At 67.1% G+C, this 25,763-nt stretch carries 29 protein-coding genes; 15 read left to right on the top strand and 14 right to left on the bottom strand.

Annotated elements, in window-relative coordinates; translation table 11 throughout:
- Positions 1-13: 13 nt before the first annotated feature.
- The 4 genes from GC106_RS04335 (at position 14) to GC106_RS04320 (ending at position 2,650) form a co-directional block, all read left to right on the top strand.
- Positions 14-964 (top strand): bifunctional riboflavin kinase/FAD synthetase, encoded by a 951-nt coding sequence (locus tag GC106_RS04335; protein ID WP_173124489.1) that lies wholly within the window; start codon positions 14-16, stop codon positions 962-964.
- A gap of 82 nt (positions 965-1,046) precedes the next feature.
- On the top strand, positions 1,047-1,526 hold the full coding sequence (locus GC106_RS04330; RefSeq protein ID WP_173124487.1) for an XRE family transcriptional regulator: 480 nt from the start codon (positions 1,047-1,049) through the stop codon (positions 1,524-1,526).
- A complete protein-coding gene (locus GC106_RS04325; RefSeq protein ID WP_173124485.1) occupies positions 1,523-1,978 on the top strand; it encodes a 2'-5' RNA ligase family protein in 456 nt (151 codons plus the stop codon). The genes GC106_RS04330 and GC106_RS04325 overlap by 4 nt, the downstream gene beginning before the upstream one ends.
- A 48-nt stretch (positions 1,979-2,026) precedes the next feature.
- Entirely contained in the window at positions 2,027-2,650 is a 624-nt protein-coding gene (locus GC106_RS04320) for a DUF4383 domain-containing protein (protein ID WP_173124483.1), read from the top strand.
- Between the two features lie 56 nt (positions 2,651-2,706).
- On the opposite strand, the gene GC106_RS04315 is transcribed toward GC106_RS04320, so the two are convergent.
- Genes GC106_RS04315 through GC106_RS04305 form a run of 3 tightly spaced genes read right to left on the bottom strand, consistent with a single transcriptional unit; the run spans position 2,707 to position 4,733 of the window.
- Entirely contained in the window at positions 2,707-3,651 is a 945-nt protein-coding gene (locus tag GC106_RS04315; RefSeq protein ID WP_173124481.1) for an SRPBCC family protein, read from the bottom strand.
- A 2-nt stretch (positions 3,652-3,653) separates the two neighbouring features.
- The gene (locus GC106_RS04310; protein ID WP_173124479.1) at positions 3,654-3,962 is read right to left on the bottom strand and encodes an ArsR/SmtB family transcription factor; all 309 of its coding nucleotides are present in this window, start codon (positions 3,960-3,962) and stop codon (positions 3,654-3,656) included.
- 30 nt (positions 3,963-3,992) lie between these two features.
- Positions 3,993-4,733, bottom strand: a complete 741-nt coding sequence (locus GC106_RS04305) for a TspO-related membrane protein (RefSeq protein ID WP_173124477.1) — start codon at positions 4,731-4,733, stop codon at positions 3,993-3,995.
- A 296-nt stretch (positions 4,734-5,029) separates the two neighbouring features.
- Between GC106_RS04305 and GC106_RS47520 the strand changes: the two genes are divergently transcribed.
- Entirely contained in the window at positions 5,030-6,319 is a 1,290-nt protein-coding gene (locus GC106_RS47520; RefSeq protein ID WP_246364632.1) for a hypothetical protein, read from the top strand.
- Here GC106_RS47520 and GC106_RS04295 read toward each other — a convergent pair.
- Genes GC106_RS04295 through GC106_RS04285 form a run of 3 tightly spaced genes read right to left on the bottom strand, consistent with a single transcriptional unit; the run spans position 6,304 to position 8,816 of the window.
- Positions 6,304-6,948 carry a response regulator transcription factor gene (locus tag GC106_RS04295; RefSeq protein ID WP_173124475.1) on the bottom strand — a complete coding sequence of 215 codons (645 nt, stop codon included), beginning with the start codon at positions 6,946-6,948 and terminating at the stop codon, positions 6,304-6,306. The genes GC106_RS47520 and GC106_RS04295 overlap by 16 nt on opposite strands.
- Positions 6,945-8,150: a sensor histidine kinase gene (locus GC106_RS04290; protein WP_246364631.1), complete on the bottom strand. Its 1,206-nt coding sequence runs from the start codon at positions 8,148-8,150 to the stop codon at positions 6,945-6,947. The genes GC106_RS04295 and GC106_RS04290 overlap by 4 nt, the downstream gene beginning before the upstream one ends.
- 54 nt (positions 8,151-8,204) lie before the next feature.
- Positions 8,205-8,816 (bottom strand): LysE family translocator, encoded by a 612-nt coding sequence (locus GC106_RS04285; RefSeq protein ID WP_173124471.1) that lies wholly within the window; start codon positions 8,814-8,816, stop codon positions 8,205-8,207.
- 235 nt (positions 8,817-9,051) lie between these two features.
- Between GC106_RS04285 and rpsO the strand changes: the two genes are divergently transcribed.
- The 5 genes from rpsO to GC106_RS04260 all read left to right on the top strand — a co-directional run bounded on the left by rpsO (position 9,052) and on the right by GC106_RS04260 (position 14,363).
- Entirely contained in the window at positions 9,052-9,321 is a 270-nt protein-coding gene (gene rpsO / locus GC106_RS04280) for a 30S ribosomal protein S15 (protein ID WP_033381097.1), read from the top strand.
- A gap of 218 nt (positions 9,322-9,539) precedes the next feature.
- Positions 9,540-11,819 (top strand): polyribonucleotide nucleotidyltransferase, encoded by a 2,280-nt coding sequence (locus GC106_RS04275; protein WP_173124469.1) that lies wholly within the window; start codon positions 9,540-9,542, stop codon positions 11,817-11,819.
- Positions 11,816-13,186 (top strand): M16 family metallopeptidase, encoded by a 1,371-nt coding sequence (locus tag GC106_RS04270; protein WP_312872402.1) that lies wholly within the window; start codon positions 11,816-11,818, stop codon positions 13,184-13,186. The genes GC106_RS04275 and GC106_RS04270 overlap by 4 nt, the downstream gene beginning before the upstream one ends.
- Positions 13,183-13,923, top strand: a complete 741-nt coding sequence (gene dapB, locus GC106_RS04265; protein ID WP_173124467.1) for a 4-hydroxy-tetrahydrodipicolinate reductase — start codon at positions 13,183-13,185, stop codon at positions 13,921-13,923. The genes GC106_RS04270 and dapB overlap by 4 nt, the downstream gene beginning before the upstream one ends.
- Positions 13,924-13,925: 2 nt before the next feature.
- Positions 13,926-14,363, top strand: coding sequence for a hypothetical protein (locus tag GC106_RS04260; RefSeq protein ID WP_173124733.1), 438 nt, complete (start codon positions 13,926-13,928; stop codon positions 14,361-14,363).
- 1 nt (position 14,364) lies between these two features.
- Here the strand turns inward: GC106_RS04260 and GC106_RS47515 are convergent, their stop codons facing one another.
- On the bottom strand, positions 14,365-15,195 hold the full coding sequence (locus GC106_RS47515; RefSeq protein WP_173124465.1) for a helix-turn-helix domain-containing protein: 831 nt from the start codon (positions 15,193-15,195) through the stop codon (positions 14,365-14,367).
- Between the two features lie 9 nt (positions 15,196-15,204).
- Positions 15,205-15,723: a DUF6879 family protein gene (locus tag GC106_RS04250; protein WP_173124463.1), complete on the bottom strand. Its 519-nt coding sequence runs from the start codon at positions 15,721-15,723 to the stop codon at positions 15,205-15,207.
- A gap of 518 nt (positions 15,724-16,241) precedes the next feature.
- Here GC106_RS04250 and GC106_RS04245 point away from each other — a divergent pair.
- Positions 16,242-16,538 carry an RNA-binding protein gene (locus tag GC106_RS04245; protein WP_173124460.1) on the top strand — a complete coding sequence of 99 codons (297 nt, stop codon included), beginning with the start codon at positions 16,242-16,244 and terminating at the stop codon, positions 16,536-16,538.
- Here the strand turns inward: GC106_RS04245 and GC106_RS04240 are convergent.
- Positions 16,524-16,835, bottom strand: coding sequence for a hypothetical protein (locus GC106_RS04240; protein WP_173124458.1), 312 nt, complete (start codon positions 16,833-16,835; stop codon positions 16,524-16,526). The two genes, GC106_RS04245 and GC106_RS04240, sit on opposite strands and share 15 nt — an antisense overlap.
- 296 nt (positions 16,836-17,131) lie before the next feature.
- On the opposite strand from GC106_RS04240, the gene GC106_RS04235 reads away from it, so the two are divergent.
- From GC106_RS04235 to GC106_RS04225, 3 genes are read left to right on the top strand one after another with little or no spacing between them, the layout of a single operon-like run.
- Positions 17,132-17,563, top strand: coding sequence for an RlpA-like double-psi beta-barrel domain-containing protein (locus GC106_RS04235; protein WP_312872401.1), 432 nt, complete (start codon positions 17,132-17,134; stop codon positions 17,561-17,563).
- Between the two features lie 13 nt (positions 17,564-17,576).
- The gene (locus GC106_RS04230) at positions 17,577-18,182 is read left to right on the top strand and encodes a cell wall protein (protein ID WP_173124456.1); all 606 of its coding nucleotides are present in this window, start codon (positions 17,577-17,579) and stop codon (positions 18,180-18,182) included.
- Positions 18,182-18,883 (top strand): MauE/DoxX family redox-associated membrane protein, encoded by a 702-nt coding sequence (locus tag GC106_RS04225; RefSeq protein ID WP_376777701.1) that lies wholly within the window; start codon positions 18,182-18,184, stop codon positions 18,881-18,883. The genes GC106_RS04230 and GC106_RS04225 overlap by 1 nt, the downstream gene beginning before the upstream one ends.
- A 64-nt stretch (positions 18,884-18,947) precedes the next feature.
- Here the strand turns inward: GC106_RS04225 and GC106_RS04220 are convergent, their stop codons facing one another.
- The 3 genes from GC106_RS04220 to GC106_RS04210 form a co-directional block, all read right to left on the bottom strand.
- Complete coding sequence (locus GC106_RS04220; RefSeq protein ID WP_173124452.1) at positions 18,948-20,414, bottom strand: DUF1996 domain-containing protein; 1,467 nt, start codon at positions 20,412-20,414, stop codon at positions 18,948-18,950.
- 116 nt (positions 20,415-20,530) lie between these two features.
- The gene (locus tag GC106_RS04215) at positions 20,531-21,751 is read right to left on the bottom strand and encodes a DUF1996 domain-containing protein (RefSeq protein WP_173124450.1); all 1,221 of its coding nucleotides are present in this window, start codon (positions 21,749-21,751) and stop codon (positions 20,531-20,533) included.
- Between the two features lie 200 nt (positions 21,752-21,951).
- Positions 21,952-22,830 (bottom strand): DMT family transporter, encoded by an 879-nt coding sequence (locus GC106_RS04210; RefSeq protein WP_173124448.1) that lies wholly within the window; start codon positions 22,828-22,830, stop codon positions 21,952-21,954.
- On the opposite strand from GC106_RS04210, the gene GC106_RS04205 reads away from it, so the two are divergent.
- A complete protein-coding gene (locus GC106_RS04205; RefSeq protein WP_173124446.1) occupies positions 22,829-24,253 on the top strand; it encodes an aminotransferase-like domain-containing protein in 1,425 nt (474 codons plus the stop codon). The two genes, GC106_RS04210 and GC106_RS04205, sit on opposite strands and share 2 nt — an antisense overlap.
- On the opposite strand, the gene GC106_RS04200 is transcribed toward GC106_RS04205, so the two are convergent.
- Both GC106_RS04200 and GC106_RS04195 read right to left on the bottom strand, forming a co-directional pair.
- A complete protein-coding gene (locus GC106_RS04200) occupies positions 24,204-24,713 on the bottom strand; it encodes a YqaA family protein (RefSeq protein ID WP_173124729.1) in 510 nt (169 codons plus the stop codon). The two genes, GC106_RS04205 and GC106_RS04200, sit on opposite strands and share 50 nt — an antisense overlap.
- 80 nt (positions 24,714-24,793) lie before the next feature.
- Entirely contained in the window at positions 24,794-25,351 is a 558-nt protein-coding gene (locus GC106_RS04195) for a GNAT family N-acetyltransferase (protein ID WP_173124444.1), read from the bottom strand.
- Between the last annotated feature and the right edge of the window lie 412 nt (positions 25,352-25,763).

Here is a 25,763-nt window from a genome sequence, read left to right as displayed (position 1 = left end):
TACGCTCTCGATCGTGCAGCGATGGCGCGGGTTGGAGCACATTCCGGGCGGCTGGGGGCGATGCGTCGCCACCATCGGCGTGTTCGACGGAGTGCACCGGGGACATCAGGGCCTGATCCAGCGAGCGGTCGAGCTGGCGGGCCAACGGGACGTGCCCAGTGTGGTCGTCACGTTCGATCCGCATCCGTCCGAGGTCGTCCGGCCGGGCAGCCACCCGGCCCAGCTGACCACGCTCCGGCGCAAGGCCGAGCTGGTCGAGCAGCTGGGCGTGGACGTGTTCTGCGTGCTGCCGTTCACCGTCGAGCTGTCCAAGATGCCGGGGGACGAGTTCGTGCACGAGGTCCTGGTCGACCGGTTGCACGCGTCCGCGGTCGTGGTCGGCGAGAACTTCCGGTTCGGCCACAAGGCGCAGGGCGACATCGAGCTGCTGACCAAGCTCGGCCACCGGTTCGGGTTCACCACCGAGGGCGCCAAGCTGCTGACGTCCCCGGCGAACGGCGAGATCACGTTCTCGTCCACCTACATCCGGGCCTGTGTGGACGCCGGTGACGTGGTCGCCGCCGAGGCCGCGCTGGGGCGCCCGCACCGGCTGGAAGGCATCGTGGTGCGCGGCGACCGCCGTGGTCACGAACTGGGCTTCCCGACGGCGAACCTCTCGACGCCCAGATACACCGCCGTGCCCGCGGACGGTGTCTACGCGTGCCGGTTCACGTTGCTCGGCAGCCCTGAGCGGCCGCCGATGATGTCCGCGGTCTCGGTGGGCACCAACCCGACCTTCTCGGGGCGTGAACGCCGGGTGGAGGCGTTCGTGCTCGACGTCGACGAGGACTTCTACGGCCAGCGGGTCGGACTCGACTTCATCGAGCGGCTGCGGCCCATGGAGCGGTACGACACCGTCGACGCCCTGGTCGAGCAGATGCACCGGGATGTGGCCAAGGCGCGAGAGGTCCTGAGCGGCCCCTGAGCGCGCAGGATGTGGCAAACAGCCTCGCCAGGGGTTCTGGCCTGGCAAGATGCAGGGGAACGACCTGCGACGAGGGGCAAAGGTGGAGGACCAGAAGATCGTCCAGCGGAACCTGGAGCTGCAGAAACAGTGGTACGGCGAGCCGCTCGGCGACCGTGTCCGGCGGCTCGTGGTGGCGTTCGACGTCTCGCAGGCGAACCTCGCCGACGTACTGGGGATCAGCGCGCCGATGCTCAGCCAGGTGATGAGCGGGCGGCGCGCCAAGATCGGCAACCCGTCGGTGCTGGCCAGGCTGATCATGCTGGAACGCAAGGTGCTCACCCCGGAGGTCGCGTCCGGTCGCAAGGAGGCGTTACAGAAGGCCCTCGAGGACGTCAGGGACTCCAAGCCGACGGTCAGCAGGGACATGCTGCCGGTCGATCCCGGCCGGGCCGACCGGGCCGCGCTGGCACTGCTGCGCCGGGCGGCGACGGCCGACGAACTCACCGAGGCCGCGAGGCTGCTCGACGGCCGCTATCCGGCGCTGGCCGAGGTGCTGCGCCGCGCCGGTGCCCTCGCGTGAGGCTGTTCACCGCCGCGGTCCCGCCGCCGGACGTGGCCGATCACCTGGCCGCCGCGCTGGCCGGAATCGGCAAGGTCGACTGGGTGCCGCGCGACAGCTGGCACATCACCCTCGGTTACTACGGCGAGGACGACCCCGGGACGCGTGTGCCGTGGGTCCGTGAGCAAGTGAAAGGCCTTGTGGCGCCGACGGTCTCGTTGACCGACGCGGGCAACTTCGGCCACACGGTATGGATGGGTGTGTCCGCAGTGGACTCCTCGTTCCAGGACCTCGGCACGGCACTGCGGTGGAATGACCGGCACGACTGGCACCCGCACCTGACCGTCGGGCACGGCGAGCCGATCGAGCTGCCCTATTCCGGTCCTCAGTGGACGGTCGACGAGGTGCTCCTGCTCGGCGCCGGCCGGCGGTATGTCTACACCGTGCTCGACCGGCTGAGGTTTGCCGCCTGACCAGCCGGGAATCCTTCCAGGGACATCCATATCCCCAGGGAGTTGGTCATGGCTGAGTCAGTACGGGCACGTGTACAGCCCACCCAGGTGCTGGCCGGACTCGTCGCGCTGGCGTTCCTCGTGCTGGGCATCATCGGCTTCGCGCACACCGGTGTGAACGACTTCGCCGGGCACGGCCACGCGACGCTGTGGGGCGTCTTCGCGATCAACCCGTTGCACAACGTCGTGCACCTGCTGTTCGGTGTCGTCGGTGTGCTGCTGGCGTTGACCTCGGCGACCGCGCGGTTGTACGGCTGGGTGCTGTTCGCCGGTTACGGGCTGGTGTTGGTCTGGGGCCTGATGCTGGTCGGGCTGACGTCAACCAACCCGGTGTCCGAGCTGGGCAACCCGCTGAACCTGAACATCGCGGACAACTGGCTGCACCTCGGCCTCGCCGTGCTGGGCCTGATGATCGCGATCGTGCCGTTGCGGCGCAAGGTCGTGCAGACCGAGCCAGCGCCGGTCCAGGAACCGGCCACGGACCCTGTTCCGGCGCAACAGCCCCAGACGGTCGCGTCGACCGACGAGCGCAGGGCCGACGAGGACCGCACCACAACGGGAACGGACGAGCGCAAGCCGCGTGGCCTGCACCGGCTGAGCCGCCTGCGTCACCGCTCGACCGCCCCCCACTGAAAAACCGCAGGTCACCCCTCGTGAGTGTTTGTCAGGGTTAGAACACGGCTAAACACTCACGAGGGGTGGTTTTCGTAGTGGGCGGTCAGTTCCTTCACCCGCTCCTCGGGCCACGGGCAACGAACGTCACCGTGCAACGCGGCGAAGTACATCTCCAGATGGACGTGCCACATGGCCAGTGATTCCGCCACTCCGCCGGCGAGCGCCGCGGGGATGGTCTGGGTCAGCTCGACCCGCACACCCAGTTCGGGGTCGGATTCGAACGTCCACCGGACGATCCCGGCCGGTGTGCCCTCCGACAACCACTCGTACTCCAAGGTGTGCGGCGCTCGCACGACCGTGAGACGGCCGGGCGGGGCGTGGTCGTTGGTGGCCCGCAGCGGCGGTTCGCCGGTCAGCGGCGAGTCTTCGACCAGGAACGCCCAGGCCTCCTCGACCGGCTTCCACACCAGGTCACGGGCGAAGTGCAGCTCGAAGCCGTCCTCGGTGCGCCGGACGGTGCCCTCGCCGAGGCCGAACTCGTCGACGTAGCGCTCGATCGGGCCGAGCCAGTTGTCGAACCCCTGAGGTGTCTCGCCGTCGAGCCGCGCGGCCATGGCGTCCAGGCAGTTGTCCCAGCCCGCGGCGGAACGGCCCGCGCCGAGCTTGCCGATCCAGCCGCCGCCGACGGTCTGGGTGAACACCAGCAGGCAGCCCGCGCCGTCGGGGATCAGTTCGAACCGCAGCACGTCCTGGTTCCAGCGGAACATGAAGACCTTGGGCGGGTCGACCTCCAGGACTTCGCCGTCCCACTTGCCGTCGACCACGGCCTCTTCGGGGAACGTGAACCGCATCGGCGCACCCGGCCGCAGTTCGGCCTCGACCGCCGCGGGGAACCAGTGCGCCAGTTCCGCCGGATCGGTCACGGCCCGCCAGACCTTCGTGGGTGCGTGCCGCAGCCTGCGCTCGAAACGCAGCGTGGGCTTGCCGTCGATCGTGCTCAGTGTCGCGCGCTCGGTCACGGTCAGTCCTCCATCGTGTCCAGGTGTCGTTCCAGGGCGTCCAAACTGGACGTCCACATCCGCCGGTACGGCTCCAGCCACGCGTCGAGTTCGGTGAGCGGCTCAAGGCGCAGCCGGTACCACCGGCGTTGCGCGTCCTGCCGGACCTCGACCAGGCCGGCGCCCCGCAGCACCTTGAGGTGCTTGGACACCGTCGGCTGGGTCAGCCGCAGCCGTTCCACCAGGTCACCGACCGGACGTTCCCCCGTGCGCAGCAGATCGAGGATCTCCCGGCGACTCGGCTCGGCGAGCACCTCGAATATAGATGCCATGCGAGGAATATAGCTCATGGGGCATATACATCAACCCCAGGCCGCGGTGGACCGGTTCGACCTGCCCTCGATCCGGATCACGACAGTGACGGCCACGGCGGCGATCGCGACCAAGGCGGCCACCAGGACCCAGGTTGTCGACGTGTTCACGGCGATCCACGCGAACGCCCAGCACACCGCGGCCGCGAATCCGACCACCGCGGGCAGCCGCAGTGCGGCCAGAGCAGCGGCGATACCGGTCAGCAGAAGCGCGGCGATCGCGACGGCAGTCCCCGGCGCCGCCCCGAACGCCGCCGCCGTCGTGGCCGCACCCGCGACCGTCGCGACAGCCACCCAACCCAGGTAGACCATCACCGGGATGTGCAGCAGCAGCCGGTCAGCACAGCCGTTCGCGGGCTGTAGCCGCAACGCCGCCATGGTGAGGCACGCCAGCAGCCCGACGATGACCAGCTGGGCCAGCAGGAACTGCCGGTTGGTGAACAGCAGCACCCAGGTCGCGTTCAACAGACCCGCCGCGACCAACCACCGCCCCGTCCGCCGATGCACATCACGGCTGCGCTGAACCGCCTGCCGGACGGCGAGGGCGGCGAAACCGACGTAGATCAAGGACCAGATGGAGAAGGCGGTCCCGCCAGGCAGGATCAGCGTGGGATACGAGTTCGCGACGACACCTACGGACTCACCCCACAAACCGGCGCCACCGACGACTCCGGCGAAAACCTGGAGTACCGCAGCGAAAACGAGCGCACCCACCCGCACCGTGTCCGTCATCAACCCATTGTCGGCGCGGCACAGGACCCCGGCATGATGAAACGCGTATGCCACACGTCAGTCCGCTTTGCGGCGTGATGGGCGCTGTCCACATCGGCAGTGCTCACCGGATCGGGTGAACCTGATCTTTTTGTGGCTGCGCCAGCGATGGCAGATCGGTGTATGACGCATCCATGCGACACGACCGTGTACCGTCCGCGAGCAGGCAGAACAGGGGCGGGAAGGCATGAAGAAGCCCCAGGCGCTTGCAACAGAGGCGACACTGGGGCGTTCGCTTCCGACACTAGCATCCCGCTATGTCGTCCGTCGAGTTCGATGTGCCCGCCGTATGGGACATGCTTTCTGAGCCACGGATGGCTCCTTACCTCCGAGCGGCAGCCGGAGAGAAGCAAGCGGCACTCGAGTTGTACGAGTGGAGTGCTCGCACGTCAGCTGCTGCGTTCGAAATCGTCGGACACCTCGAGGTGCTGCTCCGCAACGCCCTTGACCACTGTCTTCGGCTGCATTCCCGTGAAGAGCAATGTGGCATCCCATGGTTCCTCCTGCCCACGCCAGGTGGAGACCACGTGGCTGAGGCGGTGGCTGTCGTGCGTGAGTGGCTAGGCCGTGTATCGATGTCCCCGTTCGATGAGAGTCTGCCCCGGCCGGAGGCCGGAGTCGGCTCGGTGGGGTGGTTCCTGGCGTCGCTGCGGGAACGCCGCGAATACTGGTTGTCTTTGGGCGTTTCCGCAGTGGCGCCAGGGGCCGCATCCGGCCCGACTATCGCGAACGGGGCTTTGATACACGGCCTAAGAGCACAGGGGAAGGAATCGCGGCACCAGATCATCGCCGGATTGAGCTTCGGATTCTGGTCGGGATTGCTCGGTCCGAAATACGAGGAACTCTGGCGGGACTGCTTGCACAAGGCTTTTCCGTACTCATCGGGGAAGCGCAAGCAGGTCTCGGTCGCCGTCGAGCGGGTTCGGAGGTTCCGCAATCGACTCGCCCATCATGATTCGACGATCAACGTAGACATGCCGTTCGAGGTCAGGCAAGTCGTTGAGCTTGCCGCGTTCATAGACACCAATGCCGCGAAGTGGATCGGGCGGTGTAGTGACGTGATGGCCGTATACGCTCAACGGCCGGTCAGAGTGGATGACACCGTTGTCGTACCGGCAAAGCGTGTTTGGCCGCTCTACGAAGAGTGCCGTGCGTTCATCTGTCAGGCAGGTCGAGCCTTCCAGCCTGTCGAGCGCGTGGCCTTCTACGCCGATCGAGAGATCAAGCCGGACGTTCCAGCTGTCCTTCATCGGCGGGACAACATCGAGTGGACGTTGGAAGAGGCTGCCCGGTTGCTGGAGTCAACAGACCGATTCGACCGCAAGATCGCGAACGTCATCAGGCAGACTGCCGACACCTGGACGGATGGCCGATACCAGGTGTTCTTGCTGTCCCGTCCGGGAGATCCCGCTCATCGGCAGTTGAGCGGTGCGCTGCCGCATGCCGGAACTGGTCGTGGCTCTGCGTTCGTGCAAAGGCAACGGTACGTGTCACTCCACGCGCTTGAGACAGCTGTGACGACGGCAGATCTTCAGCCGGACAGGTAGCGCAGGACGGCCAGGACACGGCGGTGGTCGGTGTCCGACGGCGGCAGGCCGAGCTTGGCGAAGATGCTGCTGATGTGCTTCTCCACTGAGCCTTCGGTGACGTACAACGTCTTCGCGATGGCGGTGTTCGTGCGGCCTTCGGCCATCAACCCGAGCACCTCGCGTTCCCGTGCCGTCAGCGCGGACAAGTCCTGCGCATGCCTGCTCGCGCCCAGAACCTGTGTCACCACTTCGGGATCCAGCACGGTGCCGCCCGCCGCGATCCGTTCGCACGCGGACATGAAGTCGCTGACGTCCGCCACCCGGTCCTTCAACAGATAGCCGACGCCCCGCGCGCCGCCGGCCAGCAGTTCGGCGGCGTACCGGGTCTCGATGTGCTGGGAGAACACCAAAAGGCCCACCGAAGGGTGCGACTTGCGTACGGCCAACGCCGCGCGGACGCCCTCGTCGGTGAACGTCGGCGGCATGCGCACGTCGACCACGGCGATGTCCGGGACGTGTTCGGTGGCCGCGGCGAGGAGTTCCTCGCCTGTGCTGACGGTCGCCAGCACTTCGTGGCCGCGCGTGGTCAGCAGCAGCGACAGGCCGTCCCGCAGCACGGCGCTGTCCTCGGCGATGACGATCCTCATGCCGGGAATGAGATCACGACCGTGGTGGGGCCTCCCGGCGGGCTGCTCAGCGTCAGCGTGCCGTCCACTGTGGCCACACGTTCACGCAGTCCGGCGAGTCCCGCGCCGGGTTTCACGCACGCCCCGCCGATCCCGTTGTCGGTCACCTCGATCCGCGGTCCCGGGCCGGTGATCGTGACCGACGCCTCGGTCGCCTGCGAGTGCTTGGCGATGTTGGTCAGCAGTTCGGCCGTGCAGAAGTAGGCGATCATCTCGATCGCCTGCGGCGGACGGGACTCCAGCCGCACGTCCAACGTGACCGGGATCGGGCTGCGGGAGGCCACAGTGGCCAGTGCGGCGTCCAGTCCCTTGTCCAACGCGGCCGGGTGGATTCCCCTGGCCAGGTCACGGACCTCGACCAACGCCTCCTTGGCGTTGGTGTGCGCGAGGTCGACCAGTCTGCGGGTCAGCACGAGATCGGGGTCGCCCGCCAGTTCCTCCTTCACCATGCCGAGGTGCATGGCCAGCGCGACCATCCTGGCCTGCGTGCCGTCGTGCAGGTCCCGTTCGATCTGGCGTAGTCGTGCGGCGGCGTCGTCGACCGCGTGCGCCCGGGTTTCCTCCAGGTCACGGACCCGCTGGCTGAGGGTCGTCGGGCCGAGCAGGCCCCGGACCAGCAGCCGGTCGAGCACCAGCACGCCGTGCGTCACGTGCGGCGCCGCCACCAGCAGGGCGGCTCCGGCCACGGCGAACAGGACGGCGTTGGGCCAGGTGTCGATGCGGATGTCGCTGAACGGCAGGCTCAGCTTCTCGGGCAGGCCGAACCAGTACGTCACGTGCGTGAGCATGAACAGGCCGTACACCCAGAACAAGGCGGGAACGACGAACGTGACGAGCCCGACCGGGGCCTTCAGCACGACGTAGAGCACCGAACGCCAGCTGGCCGCGTTGATCAGCACCGCCGGGACGACGCCACGCCTCGGCGCGGGTGGGCCGGGCTTGGCGACCCGCACACCCAGCAGGGACCCGGCCAGGCGGCGGTAGGTGTTGCCGAGGCCGCGCGCGATGAGCACACCGAGCGCGGCGATCGGCAACCCGACGAACGTGATGGACAACGCCGTGCCGACCAGGAGCGGCACGAGCATCACCACGAGCCCTGCGACACACATCGGCAGGCAGGCGAGCACGTAGAGCAGCTCAGCCCATGTGCGTCTGGTGAACATGCCCATCACCTTGGCGCAACCTGGGACGACGTACGACCCGGTTAACCCCCACGCCTACTCTGTGGCCAACCTGGCCCCGAAGCCGACGAGCACCGTACCCATGACGCCGTCGATGGCACGTCGTACGGGTGGTCGCCGTAGCACGTGTCCGATCGTGGAGAAACCGACGGCGTACGCCGCCATGAACGCGAAGCTCACCAGACCGGTCGTGACGACCAAGGTGAAAGCGAACAAAAGGGACGAACCAGGCTCAAGGAACTGCGGCAGCAACGCGGACATGAACAGCGCGGTCTTCGGGTTGAGGGCGTTGGTCAGCAGCCCTTCGCGGTACGCGTTGCGCGTGGCCCGTCCCGGCTGCGGCGCGGCAGGCGCCCCGGAGCCGCGGAAGGCCGCGACCAACGCACGAATCCCCAGGTAGCAGAGGTAGGCGACGCCCACCCACTTGACGATGGCGAAGGCGACCACAGAGGACGCCAGGACGGCGGCGATCCCGGCGATCGAGGCCGCTCCCCACAGCAGTTGACCGGTGCTGCATCCCAGTGCCGTCAGCAGCCCGGCCCGGCGGCCGGAGGCGACGGAGTTCTTGATCACCACGGCCGTGTCCGGGCCGGGCACCAGCGTGGCGAGCAGGGCCACGCCGGCGAACGCGAGCAGTGCACTGACCATCGCGCCAGGCTACTGAAAACCGGCACGAGCGTCCGGCCACCTCGATTCAGTAGAATGGACATCGCCTGGTGGACTGACTGTTCCGAGCGTGTGGTGCCCGCTCGGTTGCCTGCGTGTGCGTAGGCCCTGATACCCTTCGTAGTTGGGTCCTGCTGCGGTCCGTGGCGGCTGGTACCGACTAACGCCTCGACGAGGCGTCCTCACGGGACATGTACACGAACAAGGAGAAACACGCGTGGCGCTGACCACCGACCAGAAGAAGACGATCCTCGGCGAGTACGGGTTGCACGACTCGGACACCGGATCACCCGAGGCTCAGGTCGCGCTGCTGACCAAGCGGATCAGTGACCTGACCCGGCACCTTCAGCAGCACAAGCACGACCACCACTCCCGCCGCGGCCTGTTGCTGCTGGTGGGTCGCCGCCGCCGGTTGCTCAACTACGTGGCCAAGGTGGACATCCAGCGGTACCGGTCGCTGATCCAGCGGCTCGGCCTCCGCAGGTGAGCTTGGGAGGGGGAGCGGCCAGGCGGCTGCTCCCCCTCCGCACATTGACAAGACGACAGGGCTTGGCGGACGGGGCAGAATCTGCGCCGGTCCTCGGTAGTGGCTTCCGGGCGGGAAAGAGGAGACCCGGGGGCTTCGATCGAAGACCGGCCTCGTCCACACCGCGTCGACGGCGGAAGTTCCGGCCGCGGGCCCGTAAGACGAGGAGAAACAACTACATGACTGACTCCCAGGAACCTGGGGTCCACGAGACCACTGCCGTGATCGACAACGGCAAGTTCGGCAAGCGCGTCGTCCGGTTCGAGACCGGCCGCCTCGCTCGCCAGGCAGCAGGCAGCGTCGTGGCCTACCTCGACGAGGAGACCATGCTGCTCTCGGCGACCACCGCGTCGAAGCACCCGAAGGAGCACTTCGACTTCTTCCCGCTGACGGTCGACGTCGAAGAGCGGATGTACTCGGTCGGCCGCATCCCCGGCGCGTTCTTCCGCCGTGAGGGCCGCCCGTCCACCGACGCCATCCTGGCCTGCCGGTTGATCGACCGGCCGCTGCGCCCGTCGTTCGTCGACGGCCTGCGCAACGAGATCCAGGTCGTCGTCACGGTGATGAGCCTGGCCCCGCAGGACCTGTACGACGTCGTGGCGATCAACGCCGCCTCCGCCTCCACCCAGCTCGCCGGCCTGCCGTTCTCCGGCCCGGTCGGGGGCGTGCGTGTGGCCCTCATCCCCGGTGAGGACGGCGCGAGCCAGTGGGTCGCGTTCCCGACCTACACGCAGCTGGAGAAGGCCGTGTTCGACATGGTCGTCGCCGGCCGCATCGTCGGTGACGACGTCGCGATCATGATGGTCGAGGCCGAGGCCACCGAGAACGTGATCGACCTGGTGGGCGACGGTGCCCCGGCGCCGACCGAGCAGGTCGTGGCCGAGGGCCTGGAGGCCGCCAAGCCGTTCATCCGCTCGCTCTGCGAGGCCCAGCAGGAGCTGGCCAAGCTCGCCGCCAAGGAGACCGCCGAGTTCCCGGTGTTCCCGGCCTACCAGCCGGACGCCTACGAGGCCGTCGAGGCCGCGGCGGCCCAGAAGCTGGCCGAGGCGCTGACCATCGCGGGCAAGCAGGAGCGCGAGGCCGCGATCGACGAGGTCAAGGCCGGTGTGCTGGAGACGGTCGGCGAGCGCGAGGAGTTCGAGGGCCGCGAGAAGGAGCTCGGCGCGGCGTTCCGTTCGCTGAACAAGAAGCTGGTCCGGCAGCGGATCCTGCGGGACAAGGTCCGCATCGACGGCCGTGGCCTGACCGACATCCGTCAGCTGTCCGCCGAGGTCGCCGTGATCCCGCGGGCGCACGGCTCGGCGCTGTTCGAGCGCGGCGAGACCCAGATCCTGGGCGTCACCACGCTGAACATGCTGCGGATGGAACAGCAGATCGACTCGCTGTCGCCGGAGACCACCAAGCGGTACCTGCACCACTACAACTTCCCGCCGTACTCGACCGGTGAGACCGGCCGGGTCGGCTCGCCCAAGCGCCGCGAGATCGGCCACGGCGCGCTCGCCGAGCGGGCGATCGTGCCGGTGCTGCCCAAGCGGGACGAGTTCCCGTACGCGCTGCGCCAGGTGTCGGAGGCGTTGGGCTCCAACGGTTCCACCTCGATGGGCTCGGTGTGTGCGTCCACCCTGTCGCTGCTCAACGCCGGCGTGCCGCTCAAGGCGCCCGTCGCGGGCATCGCGATGGGCCTGGTGTCCGACGAGGTCGACGGCAAGACCGAGTACGTCGCGCTGACCGACATCCTCGGCGCCGAGGACGCCTTCGGCGACATGGACTTCAAGGTCGCGGGCACCAAGGACTTCGTGACCGCGCTGCAGCTGGACACCAAGCTCGACGGCATCCCGTCCGAGGTGCTGGCCGCCGCGCTGAAGCAGGCGTACGACGCCCGGCTGACCATCCTCGAGGTGATCGCCGAGGCGATCGACAAGCCGGACGAGATGAGCCCGTTCGCGCCGCGCGTGACCAGCGTGAAGATCCCGGTCGACAAGATCGGCGAGGTGATCGGCCCGAAGGGCAAGATGATCAACTCGATCACCGAGGAGACCGGCGCCGACATCTCCATCGAGGACGACGGCACGATCTACGTCGGTGCGGCGGACGGCCCGTCGGCCGAGGCGGCGATCTCCAAGATCAACGCCATCGCCAACCCGCAGCTGCCGAAGGTCGGCGAGCGCTTCCTCGGCACGGTTGTCAAGACCGCCGCCTTCGGCGCGTTCGTCTCGCTGCTGCCGGGCAAGGACGGCCTGGTGCACATCTCCAAGCTGGGCAACGGCAAGCGCATCGGCAAGGTCGAGGACGTGGTCAAGGTCGGCGACAAGCTCCGCGTGGAGATCGCCGACATCGACTCGCGCGGCAAGATCAGCCTGGTCCTGGTCAAGGACGAGGACGCCGAGAAGAAGGCCGACGAGTCCGCCAAGGACAGCACGGACGACAAGGCATCGGCAGAGGAGCCCGCGACCACGTGACGGTTCGCAGTACGACAGCCGCGGGCTCTGCCCGCGGCTTTCTGCAGAAGCCCGGCACCACTCGCACGTTGGAACGCACCGACGCCGGTGAGGTCCGTCGGACCTTGCTGCCCGGTGGCCTGCGAGTGGTGACCGAGCACGTGCCCGGTGTGCGGTCGGCCTCGGTCGGCATGTGGGTCGCGGTCGGGTCCCGGGACGAGCAGCCGAGCGTCGCCGGGGCCGCGCACTACCTGGAGCACCTGCTCTTCAAGAGCACCGCGCGGCGCAGTGCGCAGCAGATCGCCGAGGAGATCGACGCGGTCGGCGGCGAGCTGAACGCGTTCACCGCCAAGGAACACACCTGCTACTACGCGCACGTCCTCGACGAGGACCTGCCGTTGGCCGTGGACCTGGTGTGCGACGTGGTCTTCGAGGCACTGTGCACCGAGAAGGACATGGAGACCGAGCGCAGCGTCGTGCTCGAAGAGATCGCGATGCGCGACGACGACCCGGAAGACCTGCTGCACGACGCGTTCTGTGCGGCACTGCTGCCGGATCACACGCTCGGCCGTCCGGTGCTCGGCAGCGAGAAGTCCATCACCGAGTTGAGCCGCAACGCGTTGTACGGCTTCTACAAGCGCCGCTACACGTTGCCGCGGATGGTCTTCGCGGTCGCCGGGAACATCAAGCACGCCGACGTGCTTCGCTTGGTGCGTAAGGCTCTCAAGGCCCGCTTGGTCGGTGATGTCGCTCCGATCGCGCCGCGCAAGGGGCGTGCCCGGATTCCTTCGTCGCCAAAGCTTGTCGTGCACACGGAGGACACTGAGCAGACGCATCTCATGCTCGGGGTGCGTGCCCTGGACCGGCACGACGAGCGGCGGTTCACGCTGGGCGTGCTGAACGCGGCACTGGGCGGCGGGATGAGTTCCCGGCTGTTCCAGGAGATTCGCGAGAAGCGCGGCCTGGCGTACCAGGTCTACTCGTCTGTCGCGTCCTATTCGGACACTGGGCATCTGTCGGTTTACGCCGGCGTGCAACCGGACCGGCTCGGCGAGACCACCACGGTGATCCGTGAGGTGCTCGCACAGGTCGCTCGTGAGGGCCTGTCCGACGCCGAGGTCGCGCGCGGCAAGGGACAGTTGCGTGGTGGTCTGGTGCTTGGCTTGGAGGACACCAGTTCCCGGATGTCGCGGATCGGCAAGGGCGAGCTGACGTACGGCGACTACCTGACCATCAGCGAGACGCTGGGCCGTATCGACGCGGTGACCGGTGAGGATATCGCCTTGCTGGCCAAGGAACTGCTGTCCCGTCCGATCGCGGCGGCGGTCGTCGGCCCGTACGATCACGCCGACGATGTGCCGGTCGAAGTTCACGAGGTGTTGCGATGACGATCCGCGTTGGCGTGCTCGGCGCGAAGGGCCGGATGGGTGCCGAAGTGTGCCGTGCGGTCGAAGCCGCGCCGGACATGGAGATCTTCGCCAAGGTCGACGTCGGCGACGCGATCTCCGACATCACCGGCGCGGACGTCGTCGTGGACTTCACGCACCCCGACGCGGTGATGGACAACCTCCGTTTCGCGGTGGAGAACGGCATCCACAGCGTGGTCGGCACAACAGGCTTCACCGCCGAGCGCTTGGAAACGGTGGCTTCCTGGCTGTCGGCCAAGCCTGAGGTCGGCGTGGTCATCGCCCCGAACTTCGCGATCGGTGCGGTGCTGGCCATGCACTTCGCCGGGCTGGCGGCGAAGTACTACGAGTCGGCGGAGATCATCGAGCTGCACCACCCTCGTAAAGCCGATGCCCCGTCCGGAACCGCCGCTCACACCGCCCGCATCATCGGCGCGGCACGGGCGGCGGCAGAGCTGGGCCCGTCGCCCGACGCCACGACCCAGGAACTCGACGGCGCCCGCGGCGCGTTGGTCGATGACGTCCGCGTGCACTCGGTCAGGCTCTCCGGCCTGATCGCCCACGAGGAGATCCTGTTCGGCCGCGAAGGCGAAACGCTGACGATCCGGCACGACTCGATGGACCGCAACTCGTTCATGCCCGGCGTGCTGCTGGCGGTGCGGTCGATCGCCGACCGTCCCGGCCTGGTCGTCGGCCTCGACAAGCTGATGGACCTGTGAGGCTGTCCGCGCGGACTACGGCACTGCTGCTGACGGCAGTGCTGGCGGTGTACTTCGTCCTGCTGACCGGACGGGCCGTCGCGTTGCTGGAAACCGGTACCGGGGTGGGAATCGGCCTCGGTATCGGTGTTCTGCTGTTGCCGTTGATCGGCATCTGGGTCGCCGTCGCGACAGTCCGATTCGGACTGCGCACCGAGCGGCTGGCCCAGCGCCTGGCCGACGAAGGCACGTTGCCGGACACGTCCGACCTGCCCCGCATGCCCTCCGGCCGCATCGACCGCAAGGCCGCCGACGCCTGGTTCGAGGACCGCCGCCTGGAAGTCGAAGCGGCGCCGGAGGACTGGCGAGCCTGGTTCCGCCTCGCCCACGGTTACGACATCGCCGGCGACCGCCGCCGCGCCCGCGAAGCCATGCGCAAGGCCCTCGAACTGTCGTCCTGACCTACAGGTTCCCGAGCGCTCCCGTGATCAGTGCTCGTGCGGCTTTCCCGTAGACCGCTTGCTGGCTGATTGCTTCGAACGCCTTGGCGTAGAGCGCGATTTCTCTGGGTTGGCTGACCGTGAGCTCAGCCGAGATGGTCTCCACGTGCACCAGTTTGTCGTCGTACATGATGAACTGATTGGTCGGCACTCTGTAGTCGGCGTGTCCGGGGATGATGCCGAGCGTCAGGCGCGGCAGTGACATGACCACCAGGAGCCGGTCGAGCTGTCCGAGCATCACGTCAGGTCCGCCGACCATGGTGGACAGGGCTTGCTGCGCGATGACGAAGTGGAACCGGTGGTCGCCGCGGTAGAGAACCTGCTGCCGTTCCATGCGTTCGGCGACACCGGCATCGAGGTCGTCCGTGATCTGGTAAAAGTCGATGACCCGCCGCAGTACGGCCGCCGCGTATTCGGGCGTGTGCAGGATGCCTGGGACCAGCACGGGTTCGTACCAGCGCATAAGGCGGGTTCGTGCCTCAAGGGCGCGCTGCGCTTGCTGACGTCTTTTGGTTCCTGCGCCGAGAGTTCGTTTCCATTCGGCGTACATCGTCTCGATGTGTCGAACGGCTGCGATGAGGTCGGGAACGCGTTCGGCCGCACCCGCGTGGCGGCACCAGACCTGGATGTCTTGTTCGGTCGGTGTCTGTTTGCCGTATTCGATCTTGGACACCTTCGAGCTGTGCCAGTCGGCGAGTGCGGCGAGCTGCACTCCGGTGAGCCCGGCGTCCTTGCGGATGTCACGGAGTTGGTGGCCGAGCGCTTCGCGTGCTTGGTGAACCGAGCTGGTCACAGGGATAGCTTATGCGGAGACGTATTCGTGGTGCGGGACCGCCGCCGCCCACACACGGTCTCGCACTGACCGGCAATGGGCGACGATCATGGGATCGATCGTGGAAGCGCCGCCCGCGAACTGGCCGTCGGGTTCGAAGACGGTGAACACCACCAAGCGGTCGTCGAAGAGCCAGAAATCGTCTGTTGTGAGGTCCTGGGAATCGATGCGATGGCGCGGTAGCCAACGGATGTCCTCGCCGGCGGCGATGTTGTGATCCGCCACGGCAAGTCCCCATCGGGTGTAATCGCCGTGCGGAACGGTCACCACCCGAGCGCGGGTCACGCTCTTGCCTGCGTTGGTGGCATTGCGGATGAGGTCCAGCCATGGTTGGTGCCAGGCGAAGTCGTCCGGCGCGCCGGTGAGAAAGAGCCGGAACGGGCCGGACTCCTCGGAGGTGTGGTAGCTGTCCTGCACTTCCAGATGGAACGCGGACCGCTCGAAGGAACGGAACAAGCCGTCGAAAGCCTCACCTTGCAGCAGCTCCACCGAACCAAACCTCCTTGTTCTCCGGCACTTCCACGCACGTTTCGTGTCCAGGTATGTCCATCTGGGAAAGTGCTTCGGGGTCCGTGACCGGCCTGCCGGACAACGTGAATCCGCCTCGGCCGCTGTCAACGAGCCTGGCGCCCAGGAATGTGCCGTCTTCCAGATGTTTCAGGAGCCGTTGCGGGATTTCCACATGGTCGGCTCGTCCTGGAACCTTCCAGCCCTGCACCACGTAGGTTCCGCGGTCGGTGGTGAACAACGTGGGCGAGCCGCCACCTTGAGTCGCCTTGCCCAGGAAAGTCAGCCGCATGGTCGTACCCTTTCATGTATGTGCGCCATTTTGCTCAGCGACTCTGATGGTTACGAGTCAAGGAATACCTGTCAATTGCACGAATCGGTGACTGGCCGACCGAAGCAAAATAGAGCAAACTTCTGGAGTCGCGGGCTGACGTGGACTTACCGTTGGTCTGGCGTCCTGCTTCATTGACAACCATCGTGTACCTGTCTGGAGATCATTCATGTCCAACGCCACGGAACGGTCCACTGACGACACGCAGTTCACTTCGCTGATCACCGCGATCGTCGCTGATCAGGCGCCGCGGGTGTTCGTGGTCGTGCTTGAGTTCGGTGAGCTGGTCGAGGCTGAGATCGTCGCCTGGGGAATGGCACTGGACACAGGTGCGTACATGATCACGGTCGACGGGCGGAACCAGTACGCCTTGGCCGAGCCGGAGAATGCGCTGATGTACGTGCGAGGGCGGACCAACACCACGCCACACCTCGTGTGGGCAGCGTCCGCCTCAGAGTTGTCCTGATTCGGGTGGCAGGCCGAGGCGTTGCCGGAGTTCCTCATACGTCTTGGGCCCGTCCGGGTCCGGCGGCGTCGAGGACCAGTACAGGACATCGCGCCAGTCTGAACGGGCGCTGTCGGCGTAGTGGCGCAAGGCGTCGAGGTCGCCCTGGGCCAGAGTGAGGATCGCCAGGAGGACGCTTTCGTAGGGCGGCGTCAGTGGCAGTTCGTCCTCGTGTGGCAACAACGCGGTCGCGGTCTGTCTGTCCGCGCTGGTGTAGTCGGCGTGGATTCGGGCTTGTACCGAACTGGGCAAAGGCACATCCCGAGCATGCCCCAACTGGGGTTCCCCGTGCGGGGTAGGCCGAGCAGCGGGTGGTACTGACCCGTACGGGCGACTGTGGGATCAGCTGCCGCGAGGTACCGTGCCTTTTGTCAGAACATAACTAACTCCCGTCTGTTCGCGCGAAAGTCCCACCCTGCAACGATCGTGCGATGAGGGCCAGACAGGAGCGCCGCGAGCTCGGTCGCCCGGGCTCGCGATGCGTCTTGCCCTTTTCCACTTTGAGGAAGAACGAAACCCCTGCGCGTTCTCTGGGAGCCTCGAAGGGAGACGAAGTGGCATCACCCCCTGTGGAGGTCATGGCACCGACAACGGCCGAAGCGTCCTGGTTCTGCTGTGGACCGGCGTTCGGCCCGTGCGGCACGGCCGGTGGCGGTGCGTGCGGCACCTGCAAGTCGGCCAGCCTGCACTGCGCGTGGCCGAACACCTCGGACGCGTGCTTCGACATCACCAGGCCGGACAAGTGTGGCGACGATTTGTTGCGCCGCACGTGCGGTCACCAGTTCTTCGTCAAACACCTCTGCGGCACAACCGAAATCGCGGTGACGATCCGGGACTGCGGTCCGCAGACCGACCTGTGGTGCGGCGAACGCCGGTGCTGCGGCGGAAACTGCGCGACCAACCGGCTGATCGACTTCACGCCCGCCGCGTTCACCCGGCTCGGCAGCCTGTCCGCCGGCATCATCCCCGTGTCGATCCGAAGCTGAGAGGGTGTCCACAATGGAGAACCTTGGCCGGCGGAAGTTCCTGACCAGTGCCGTGCTCGGCACCGCCACCACGGTCGTCGGCGCGACCGCACTCGGTTCGCTGGCGCCGGAAACGGCGTTCGCGGACGACAAGTGGATGCTGGAGCCGGACGCCGTCGACCCGGACTTCGCCGAGGGCCGGATCACCGGCATCCAGGGCAGCATGCTCATGGTCACCGGGTCGGACCGGACGTTCCACCGCATCCAGGTCACCGGCGGCACCAGTATCTGGAAGTTACGGAACACCACGTTCGACGAGGCGGAAGTGGGCGACGGGCTGTACGCCCGTGGCGCGCGGATGCCGGACGGAGTGCTGGCCGCGGACGCGATCTGGCTCAACATCGTGAATCTGCAGACGCACATCGTCGCGATCAACCGCGACGTGCTGCACCTGGACCACCACGGCCACCGAATCGTCGGCCATGTGGTGTCGGGCACGACGGCCGCGGTCTACAACGGCACCCCGGCGATCAGCGACCTGTCGTTGCTGCAGGTCGGCAAGCATGCCCAGGTGATCGGTGCCTGGCGGCCGGACACCAACGAGGTCGACATCGCGACCGTCTACGCTGCGGCGGCGTGATGGAGGTCCTCGTCGCAGCCGTCCTGGTCTGGGCGGCCGTGTTCAAGTTCCGCGGTGGCTCGCAGCGGTCGGCCCTCGGCAAGATCGTGGGCGAACACCGTGTGGTTACGGTGTTTCGGCTCATCGGCGGCGTGGAGGTCCTGCTCGCCGCCGGGTTGCTGGTGCCGAACCCGGTGGGGAAGTGGGCGGCGTTCGCCTGGTTCCTCGGCCTGCTCGGGTATCTCTCGTGGGCCCGGGTCGCCGAGCCGGACTCGTCCTGCGGATGCCTGTCCGACAAGTTCGCGCCGGTCGGCGTGCGGGCGCTGGCGAGGGCTGTGGTGCTCGCCGGAATGGTAGTCACGGCGGAACTCTTGCCGTGGTACGCGGTCATTCCCGGAGCGGTGGCGATCGTGGTGCTGTCGGCCGAGCTGGACGGCTACTGGCTGATCCCGTTGCGGCGCTGGAAGGTCAAGCTGCTGCATCCACTGGGGAACACCGAGTTCCACATCCCGGTGACTTCGACCGTGCAGCAACTGCACAAGAGCCAGGTGTACCAGTCGGCGTATCCGCTGCTGCGGTCCGACGTGCTGGACACCTGGGACGAAGGGGAATGGCGGATTCTCACGTACTCCGCCGAGCGGGACGGTGAACGCGCGACGGCGGTGTTCGCGGTCCCGCGTGACCGCTACGACCCCGAGGCCGTGCGCTTCGCCCTGGCCTGAAAAGACCTCGTGAGTGTTTATCGGGGTTCTAACCCTGATAAACACTCACGAGGGGAGGGGTGGGTCACTCGCGGCAGGTCCGGCCCTTGTTGATGCAGTTGACCAGGCGGAACATGATGCACTCGGACATCACGTTGGCGAAGTCGTTGTGGTCGGTGGCCGGGTTGTTCTTCTCCGAGGCGAACGAGTCGAGCGAGTACAGGCCCTTCTGCTGGACGTCCCGCGGGATGTTGTAGGTCAGGCTGATCCGCAGCTGCGGCAACGGGACGAGGCCCCGCGCGCACTGGCCGTTCTCCTGCCGGTGCACGATGTGGTCGCGGTGGTTGGCCGAGTCGACGTTCTTGCCGTCCCAGCAGCTCGGGAAGTCGTGCACACGCATGACGTTCGAGCCCTGCGGGCAGATCGGGTACTTGTCCATCAGGACCTTGTCCTCGAAGCCGCTGCAGGTCCAGACCTTGCGGGCGTTCTTCGACGGCGCGTTCAGGATCGCCTTGGCGTCACCGGTCAGGATGCGCAGGAACCGGGGCATGGCCTTGACCTTCTCGGTCGGGTTGCCGCGGAAGGTCAGCTCCACCTTGGCCGGCCGCTGGATGACGCCGGTGTTGATGCCGATCTCGAGGTTCGGGTCACCCGCCTTGTGCTTGTGCTCCTTGGTGCCCTCGGTGTTGACCTCGTTGTTCTCGTCGCCGTTGTCGGTCACGCCGCCGTTGTTGGGCTGCTTGATGCCGCAGGGGGCGAGCTGGCCGAAGTCCTTGGGCTGCTGGCCGGGCCGGTTGACCGCCTGGCTGATCCGGTCCAGCGCCTGCTTGCGCTGCTCGGTCAGCGGTCCGACGACCTCCTGGTCGACGTTCTTGGCCGTCTCGAGCTTCTGCTCGGCCGCGGCCTTCTGCTCGTCGATCTTCTTCAGTTCCTGCTCGACCACCGGAGCGGCCTGCTCGGGCACGTCGGCGGGCAGCTCACTGGCGACGTCCTTGCAGTCGACCCGTGGCTCCTTCTTCTCCGCCGCGGCGTCGGCCTGGGCCTCCTGGTAACGCTGCCAGTTGCCGTCGGAGTCCTTCGTGCCGTTCGTCTGCGCGGCGGGCTCGTTCTTGACGATCCGCACCACCGGCCAGAAGTACGTGGACTTGTCGCCGTTCTTGCAGGTGGTCCCCGCCTTGGCGAGGCTCTTGTTGTTCGAGTCGGCGTTGCTGGACAGGTTGCCGACGTAGTCGTGCAGGTGCTCGGCGCCCATCTTCACACCTGGCTGGGCGATGAAGTTGTCCGCGTTGAAGTGGCCGTTCTCGTTGCGGCCGCAGTTGACGGTGAAGGTGCCCGTGCTGCCGCCCCGCTGGTTGCGGATCTGCGGCACGTTCTGCTGGACCTTGGTGATGTCCACGAACAGGGACCTGTCAGCGACGCCTGCGTTCGCGTCAGGGCTGTTGCCGGTGGTCGTGATGACCACGATGGTGCCTGCCGCGAGCGCCAGACCTAATGCCCCGGTGGCGACCTTCGTACGGCGGGAGATGCGGTGCCGCCCAGTGGTGCGGGCCATCGACTACTCACCTCGTTGTTTCATTTTCGGGTTCTACAAGGGTTTGTGGATCGGCGGGTAAACCCCGGCAAGACCGTGAGTGCCGCACGCTGGGCGGCACTCACGGCACGATGCTGCTATTCGTTACAGGTCCGGCCCTGGTTGACGCAGTCGACGACGCGGTTCATGATCTGGTCGGACATCACGTTGGCGAAGTCGTCGTGGTCGGAGAACGGGTTGTGCTCCTCCTCGGGGAAAGAGTCCACTTTGTACCGGCCCTGTTCTTGAACCTCCTGCGGGATGTCGTAGGTCAGGGTGATCCGCAGCTGCGGGACCGCCTGGAACCCGTCCGGGCACTGGCCGTTGGGGTTCGGGTAGACGATGTGGTCCCGGTGGTTCTCCGAATCGATGTTCTCGCCGTCCCAGCAGCTCGGGAAGTCGTGAATGCGCTTGACCGGGGCGCCGTTCGGGCAGATCGGGTACTTGTTGATCAGCACCCGGTCCTCAAAACCCTGGCAGGTCCAGGAATTCCGGGCGTTCTTGGTTCCGTTGGCCGACACCTTCGCGTCGCCGTAGAGGATGCGCAGGAACTTCGGCATCGCGACGACGTCACCGGCCGGGCTGCCGCGGAACGTCAGGTCGACCTCGGCGGGACGCTGGATCTCGCCGTCGTTGCCGGCCAGTTCGTTCTGCTCGTTCGGGGCCTCGAGCTCGGGCGGCTCTTCCTCGTTGCCGTCCTGCTCGTCGCCACCCTGCTGGTTGTTGTTGTCCTGCTGGTTGTTCTGGCGCTGGTCACGCCCATCGGCGCGCTGACCGTCACGCTGTCCGGCGTTGTCCTGACCGGCGTTGCCGCCGTTCTCGTTCCGCTCCTCCTGGTTCTGGTCGTCGTTGTTGTCCTGCTGCTCGTCCTCGGCCTCCTCGATCCGGACGACCGGCCAGAAGTACGTGGACTTGTCACCGTTCTTGCAGGTGGTGCCACCGGCCTGGAGGCTCTCGTTGGTGGAGTCGGCGTCGGTGGTCAGGTTGCCGACGTAGTCGTGCAGGTGCTGGGCGCCGTTGCGGACGCCGGGCTGGGCGATGAAGTTGTCGGGGTTGAAGTGGCCGTTCTCGTTCCTTCCGCAGTCCACCGTGAACGTCCCGGTCGACGCGTCGTCCTGCTGCCGCGGCGGGTCGACGTTCGGCTGAACCGTGGTGATGTCCACGAAGAACGACTTGTCCGCGAGATCTGCTCTGGCCTGTCCTGGTTCACCGGCGGTCGTGATGACCACTGTGCCGCCGATCGCCAGGACGAGTCCCAGACCCGCCGTGGCGACCTTTGTTCTGCGGGAGATTCGGTGATGCCCTGACTTTCGGGCCATCGATTTCTCACCTCGTTCCGGATTTTGGCCAGGCGAGGACGCCGAAGCAGCTCGGCGGGACTGCTACGAAAGGGTGTTGCCTGGGGTTGTGGGGCGAAAGCTGGGTCGGGGGATTTCTTCCTTGCTCACAGGGGGATACGGACGCGTTGGCCTGGGTCGTTCAAACGTGGCCCGTTCGTTATCTTTTCGTTATCAAGCACTCAGGCTCTGCTGCGCTGGGTCCAGACGACGCAGGTCAGCACCGCCGCGGCGGCCGCGACGGTGAGCCAGCCGACCGGCTCATGCAGCACAAACGCCGACCACGCCAGGGTCAGCACCGGCTGTCCGAGTTGAACCTGGCCGACCTTCGCGACTCCGCCGCGAGCCAGCCCGGCGTACCACGCGAAGAACCCCAGGAACATGGAAATGACCGTCACGTAAGCGAAACCGAACCACGCGGATCCGGTGGAACGGGAGAAGTCGCTGGTGAGCAAGGCGATCGGCACGGTCACCGGCAAGGAGACGACAAGCGCCCAGCACACCGTCCTGGCGCCGCCGAGGTCACGGGCCAGCGCGCCGCCCTCGGCGTAACCCAGTCCGCACAACACGATCGCGATCAGCAGAAACGCGTCGGCCAGTTCAAAACCGCCGGAAATACCCCCGGTTGTCGCCACGAACGCCAGAACGGCGACAAAACCGGCGCCACTGGCGAGCCAGAATCCCGGCCGCGGCCTTTCCCCCGCGCGAATCACCGCCCAGATGGCCGTCGACATGGGCAATCCGGCGATGACAACGGCGCCGTGCGCGGACGTTTGTGTTGTCAGGGCCAGGGAGGTGAAGAGCGGAAAGCCGACCACGATTCCGAGCGCGACGATCAGCAGTCGCCTGACCTGGTCGCGACTGGGGCGCGGGGCGCGGACGAAGGCGAGATACGCGACCGCGAGCAGGCCCGCGCCGACGGCGCGCCCGAACGAGACGAACCACGGGTCGAGACCGGCGACGGCCAGCCGGGTGGCCGGAAGCGAGAAGCTGAACCCGAGGACCCCCAGCGCGCCCAGTGTTATCCCCGCGGGCGCGATAACGTTACTCTCGGCTCTCATGAATGAGGATAACGCAGCTCTCCGCGTTATCGACGACCTCCGCTCGGTCGTCCGCGCGGGCCAGCCCGGCGATCGGCTGCCGTCCGTGCGGGAGTTGATGGCGCGGCACAAGGCCTCACCGGTCACCGTGCAGCAAGCCATCCGGCGCATGGCAGGGGAGGGCCTGGTGGAGGTCCGGCCGGGGCGTGGCAGTTACGTCGCCGCCCGGCCCGCTCCGGCACGTGCTCCGGACCTGTCCTGGCAGTCGGTCGCCCTGGGCCCCGGCCGGCCCGGTGAGGAGCTCGTGAGCAGCCTCATCGCGGTGCCGCGCCCGGAGGTGCTGCAACTGTCCAGTGGCTACCTCGACCCCGGGCTGCTGCCCACCGAGGCGCTGGGTGCCGCGTTGAGTCGTGCCGCACGCAGACCTGCCGCGTGGGGCCGTGTGCCCCTGGAAGGCCGGGAGGAACTGCGCGCGTGGTTCGCCCGTGAGGCGGGCGGTGAACTGCGGGCGGGTGACATGACGGTGTGCTCGGGCGCTCAGCCGGCGTTGTCGACGGTGTTTCGTGGCTTGAGCGAGCCGGGTGAGGTGGTGCTGCTTGAAGCGCCGACGTATCTGGGCGCCATCGCCGCTGCGCGAGACGCTGGGTTGCGCGTCGTTCCCGTACCCACGGACGCCGATGGCGTGCGGCCTGATCTGCTTGCCGCGGCGTTCGAGCGTACGGGCGCGCGGTTGTTCTACTGCCAACCGCTGCACGCGAACCCGCACGGAGCCGTGCTTTCCGCGGCTCGACGGCCCGAGGTGTTCGCCATCGTCCGTGCGGCGGGCGCGTTCCTCATCGAGGACGATTGGGGGCGGGGTTTGACGATCGACGGCGCCACGCCGCCGACGTTGGCGTCCGAAGACGTCGACGGGCATGTCGTCTACGTCCGGTCACTGACCAAAGTGGCCGCTCCAGGGTTGCGTGTCGCTGTTATCGGTGCCCGCGGCCCGGCCGGAATCCGGTTGCGCACAGCGCGTTCGCTCGACGATTTTTATGTTTCCGGCCCGTTGCAGGAAGCTGCGATCGACCTGGTGACCTCGCCCTTCTGGCGCAGGCATCTGCGGTCGTTGCGGGGTGCGTTGCGGTCGCGCCGCGACGTTTTGCTGAGCGCACTGCGCTCACATCTGCCGGATTTCGACGTCACCACACCGACCGGCGGTCTGCACGTCTGGGCACGGCTGCCCGAAGACCTCGACGATGTCGAGCTCACCACCGCCGCCGCGGCCCGTGACGTTGTTGTTTTTCCCGGCAGGCCGTGGTTTGCCGCCGAACCACCCGGTTCCTACGTGCGGCTGACCTTCGGTGGCGCGCCGGAACACACGCTCGCCGAAGGAATCCAGCGACTCGCCGAGGTCAGAGCAGCCATCCGGCGATCAGCGCGGGGGACATCGCCAGCAGGGTGAACCGCACGCAACGGCCGACGAATCCGGCCGCGAGGAACGTGGACATCGGCATCCTGGCCAGGCCCGCGAGGACGGTCGTGGCCATGAACGGCGGCAGGCCGACCACCGCGCTCACCCCGTACGTCCCGGTCATCCAATGTGGATGCCGATGACACTTCTCGGTCAGCTTGTCCACCCAGCCACGCACCCGTTTCGTCCGTTGTTGCCAACGGATTCGCCGGTCGGTGAGCGGCTTCTCCTTGCGGTGCATGAACGACGGAAGCCGAAGTGACCCCCGCGCGGCCAGGTAGTAGACCAGTTTCCCCAGAACCTGGGCGACCGCGACCACCGCGCCCAGCGCCAGGCAGGGCAGATCCGGTTCCCTGGCGATCAGCGCCAGGACGAAGACCTCGGTGCTGACCAGGGGAATCAGCGCAGAACTGAACGCCACACCAGCTGCCACGAGCAGGCTTGCGAACAAGTTCAAGGCCCCTTGCGTTCAGATACCCCCGTAAGGCCAGGGTATCGGAATTACTCGTGGGCAGTTCGGCTTACGGACATTCACGTCAGCCGGAGGTCGAGATCCCCGGTCAGCCGGATCTCGCGCAGCGGCCGCCCGCCCGCGTCAAGGGTGCGGACCATACCGTCTCGCTGCCAGCCGGCACGTTCGTAGAACGCGACGGACACATCGTCGTTTTCCGGAACCCATACGACACCACGCGACTTACCGATCGCACGCAGTCCTTCAGCGGCCGTCGCCAGCAACCGGCCGCCGTGCCCGCGCCGACCCCACCGCGGCTCGACGAGCAGCGTCGCGACCATGCCCACGGCGTCGGCGTCCTCCGGCAGCTTGCCGTCGGCGTCTGCCAGCTCCGTGTCCGGCGCGGGCCCGGCCGCGCAGAACCCGACCGTCCAGCTGCCTTCGGTGGCCACGTGGACCGTGGCGGTGCCCTGCTTGATCGTCTCCTGCCAGACCTCGGCGATCTCGGCCTGGTCGAGCCCGGCCAGCACGTCACCGGGCAGCAGGGAGGCGTAGGCGGCACGCCAGGTCTCCACCTGGATGCGGGCGATCTCGTCGATGTCGTCCGGTTGGGCGGTGTGCACCGCAGCCTCAGCCATGGTCAGTAAATCTAGTGAACCCCCCTCGTGAGTGTTTATCCGTGTTCTAACCCTGATAAGTACTCACGAGGGCTGACCTGGGGCGATTCGGTTTTTGGCTTGGTCGCGCCGGTCGTTTACGCCACGCAACGCGCCCGGCGCCGCCCCGTCCACGGCGGTGAGTTGGTGCGGTGCGGTGTCGGTTGCGTGGGGCGGGGTGGAAACGGCCGGCTCTAGGCGACCAAGCCCGTCCGAGCGAAGCAGGGCGATTCGGTTTTGGCTTGGTCGCGCCGGTCGTTTACGCCACGCAACGCGCCCGGCGCCGCCCCGTCCACGGCGGTGAGTAGGCGTCGTGCGGTGTCGGTTGCGTGGGGCGGGGTGGAAACGGCCGGCTCTAGGCGACCAAGCCCGTCCGAGCGAAGCGAGGACAATC

Origin of the sequence: Kibdelosporangium persicum (assembly GCF_013280595.1) — a bacterium.
In the GTDB taxonomy this organism is placed as follows: Bacteria; Actinomycetota; Actinomycetes; order Mycobacteriales; family Pseudonocardiaceae; genus Kibdelosporangium; species Kibdelosporangium persicum.
The sequence above is the reverse complement of the archived record's forward strand: the minus strand, read 5'-3'. Positions and strand labels throughout refer to the sequence as shown.